Source organism: Aphanothece stagnina RSMan2012, assembly GCF_046764815.1.
Lineage (GTDB): Bacteria > Cyanobacteriota > Cyanobacteriia > PCC-6307 > Cyanobiaceae > NIES-981.
This window is the reverse complement of sequence record NZ_JBKOUC010000056.1, coordinates 1-3,970: the sequence shown is the minus strand read 5'-3', so window position 1 is coordinate 3,970 and position 3,970 is coordinate 1. Positions and strand designations below refer to the sequence as shown.

1 protein-coding gene and 1 pseudogene are annotated in these 3,970 nt (G+C 70.6%); one reads left to right on the top strand and one right to left on the bottom strand.

Translation table 11 applies throughout. The annotated features are described in order from the left end of the window. A partial coding sequence (locus tag ACLNEE_RS16560; protein WP_412007415.1) for a tetratricopeptide repeat protein occupies nucleotides 1–2,739 on the bottom strand: 2,739 nt, incomplete at its 3' end. 224 nt (nucleotides 2,740–2,963) lie between these two features. Here ACLNEE_RS16560 and ACLNEE_RS16555 point away from each other — a divergent pair. Continuing rightward, a pseudogene (locus ACLNEE_RS16555) lies at nucleotides 2,964–3,970 on the top strand (hypothetical protein); the annotation flags it as partial.

Genomic DNA, 3,970 nt, shown 5'->3' with positions numbered 1-3,970 from the left:
CATGGCCGGATAGCCCATCGGACCCACCAGCAGAATCAGCGCCTCAGGGTGGCGGGCGGCGATCTCGGCGTAAGGCCAGTCGTTGCGGGGCAGATACTTGAACGTGCTCTGCAGTGACACCAGCAGCGGCCGCTCGCGGGGCAGTTCGAACTTCTCGAACAGCAGCTGGCCGTCGTGGAGGGCGGCCGGCACCTCGTAGTTGAGGCCGGTGCCGGGCAGGCGGATCAGCTCCTCGCTGTAGTGCTCCTCGTTGCCGGGAGGTTCCATCCCGGCCGCCCCGAAGAAGTAGTGCAGGGTGCGCGAGCCGCTGGTGATCGGATGGCCCCAGCCCTGGGCCTGCACCGGCGCCAGCTGCAGCACCGAGGTGACCTTGCTGGCCGGGTGCATGCCGATGTCGGTGAAGATCAGCAGATCGAGGCGGTCGTCGAGGATCTGCTGCAGCATCGGCTCGAGGGGGTCGCTGCGGAGCGGCAGGTGGCGGTAGGTGCCGAGGTCGGCGAAGCGGCGGGTGCCGGAGTCCTCGCTGTCGGCCAGGTTGTAGGCGAAGATCTGGTAGCCGGGGTTGCCGGCGATTCCCTCCAGCCAGCCGAGCGCCCAGATCGCGCCGTTGTGGTTGATCAGATGGGGGGAGATCACCCCCACCCGCAGGGGGGAGGGATCGGCCGGGTCGCGCTGGGGCAGCGGCTCCATGAAGCGGCCGAGGCGGGGCCGCAGGATGCGGTCGAGCACGCCGGCGTAGAGCTCCTGCAGCGGGCGGTCGTCCTCCATCTGGTAGGCCAGATAGAAGTTGGTGATCGCCCAGGTGTGGGCGTAGAGGACGGGCCAGGCGGGATCGTCGGCGCTGAGGCCCTCGAGAGCGTCGAAGAGGGCCTGGAGATCGGCCGCCCAGCGCGTCCGCGTCTCGGCCACCTGCGCGTCGGAGCGGTAAAGAATCGGCAGCACATGCAGGCGGGTGATCAGCCGCACACGCTCGTCGGCCTCCTCGTCGGCCACCGCCAGGGCCTCCTCGATGCGGTCGAGTTCGCAGAGACAGCCCAGCAGCCCCTGCATGCCCACCACCCGCTGGTTCACCTCAAGATCGAGGGCGAGGAAACGGCGGAACTCCTCGTGCGCCTCCTCATGCCGCTTGGCCTGCACCAGCGCCTGGGCGAGGTTCTGGCGGGAGGGCTGGAAGCCGGCGTCGATGCTGAGGGCGTGGCGGTAGGCGGCGATCGCCTCCTCGCGCTGGTCGAGGGCAGCCAGCGACAGGCCGAGGTTGTTCCAGGCGTCGGCGTAGGCGGGGGCGAACTGGAGACAGAGGCGGAAGGCCTCCACCGCCTCGGCCTCGCGCTGCTGGCCGCGCAGCAGATTGGCGAGCTGGAAGGCGGCCTGGTGCCAGGCGGGCTGATCGCGAAGCAGCCGCCGCAGGGTCGCTTCGGCGTCCTCGGGCCGGCCGGCCTCCAGCTGGCCGAGGGCGAGGTTGTGACGGCACTCGGGAAAACCCGGGAAGAGAGCCAGCGCCTCCTGGTAGAGACGCAGGCCCTCGACGGTGTCGCCGCGGCTGCGACAGGCGTTGCCGGCGTTGAAGAGCAGGTAGGGCGTGAGGAAACCGGCGGCCTGGGCCGCCTCGAAGCGGCCGATGGCCTCGTCCTGGCGGCCCAGCATGTGAACCGCCACACCGGCCAGGTAGTGCAGCTCGCCGGCGTGGGGGTGGTGGCCGACGAGGGCGTCGGCCTGAGCGAGCACCTCCTCGAAACGCTGCTGGCCGAGGGCCTCGTAGAGGTGGCTCAGGCCCGCCTCCGGGGCGTTGTGGGGCGGCCAGCGGGCGGGCTCAGGGGCGATGGCAGGCAAAGGGGGCCGCTCCAGGGCGGCTCTGGCCTCGGCCAGCTGCTGCTGGGAGGAGGCCAGCTCGTCCTGCAGCGCTGCGATCTGGCGGTTGCGGTCGCGCAGCTGCTGCAGCGGATCCACCAGGGCATCGCGGTCAGCGGCAGCCAGGGGTTTCACCCGAGCGGCGGGGCGGCGGGGCAGCGTGTAGCCGAAGGCAGCCAGGTCGTGTCCGTAGCGCCGCTCCACGATGGCCAGGCCATCGGCGGAGAACGCTTCCGGCCAGCGATGGCCGAGACGCTGGCGGTAGCGACTCTCATGGCGTGCCAGTTCCCCGCGCACGGCGGCAAGGAGCTCGGGGGGCAGACGGTTCAGCAGGAGATCGGGCAGGCGGGCGGCGAGCTCGTCACGGTCGAGGCGCGGCTGCCAGGCGATGGCCCCGGGCTCAAGCAGGGCGACCTGCGGGGCGAGATGGCCGTCACCGCTCAACTCCTCCCAGTGGGCGTCGAGGAAGGCGAGGAAGGCGGGAAAGCGGCAGGGCTGCTCGGCAGGTTCACCGGCGGCCTGCTGGATCGAGGCGTTCAGCGGCGCGTAGGCGGGCTCGGCCAGGTGCAGCTTGTCGTGCCAGAAGGAGAGCAGCCGCTCGGCAGGGTGGCGGGTGACCGCCAGGCGAAGCCAGTCTTCGCCGTGGAGGGCCTGCTGGGTGAGAGCGGGATCGAGAACGGCCAGGCTGGGGAGACCGTGCAGGCTCGGGTGGTGCACCGCCAGGGCCGGGCGCGTTTCGCCGAAGGTCGCCAGCTCGGGGGGGGTGCGGCCATCGGCAAGCACCGCCAGCCGCTTGAGCAGCGTGGAAGCGGCCTTGGGCACGGGGCGCAGCAGCCAGCGGGCACCCTGCACGACCAGCGTCGCCTGACTCAGAGCGGCAGAGGGAAGCATCAGCAGTGAGGCAGACGGTCGTGGCGCTCAGAGCGGCCAGGAGCCTACGCAGTACGGCGACGCAGCACGCACGGAGCGTTTTTTACGGGGGGGGGGGGGGCAGATCGAGAACCGGCCCTGCGTGGCAAAGAAAAACCGAACATTGGATGCTTCAGGGCAGCAGGGACGGGTAGTTTCCTGAACCTTGATTCGGCCGATCCCGGCTGCGGAGCCTCCTTCAGCCCATGCCTTTCCAGCTGCTCCTTCTGGCCCTCAAGACCGGAGGCCTGCGCAGGAGCCGAAAGGGTGGGCATCAGATGGGGCGATCACGCCGCTGGAGCCGGGCCGCCCAGACGGCGTTCGGAGCCTGGGCCGTCGCTGCCCAGTTGGCTCCGATGGTGGGGGTCATGGTTTCGACCCTGCCTGCAGGCCCTGCGGCTGCCCAGCTGCGCAGCATCCAAACCGACCCGAACAGTCCCAATGCGACTGCCATCGGCGCGGCCAATTTCACCACCGGCAACGTTCCCATTGCCATCGGCGCAGGCGCCCTGGCCATCGGCCAATCGGCCTCGGCCAACGCCCAGTTCGCCACCGCACTGGGCTTCTCCGCCACCGCCGACGGCTTCTTCTCCACCGCAGTGGGTTCCTTCGCCAACGCCACCGGCAACTACTCCACCGCACAGGGTCACAACGCCAAGGCAACCGGCCTTGGCGCCACCGCACTGGGCGCCAACGCCAACGCCACCGGCACTGACGCCACCGCACTGGGCGCCAGCGCCCTGGCCAACGGCAACCGCGCCACCGCACTGGGCACCAACGCCATCGCCCAAGGCAACGATTCCACAGCAGTGGGATCCGCGGCCACCGCCAACGGCGTCAGAGCCACTGCATTGGGTTTCGAAGCCAACGCAAACGGCGACCGCTCCACCGCGGTAGGTGAAAGGGCCAACGCCAGCGGGCGCTTCGCCACCGCACTGGGCTCCGAAGCCAACGCCATCGGCCAAGGCGCCCTCGCACTGGGCACCCTGGCCCAAGCCACCGGCCTGCAAGCCTCCGCACTGGGCACCGGGGCCAGCGCCACAGGCGACTTCGCCACCGCACTGGGCACCCTGGCCAGCGCCATCGGCACCAGCGCCACTGCGGTTGGCGATCTTGCCAGGGCCAGCGGCGTAAACGCCACCGCACTGGGCTCCTTCGCCAACGCCACCGGCCCCAGCGCCACCGCACTGGGTGACAGTGCCCGGGCCACCGG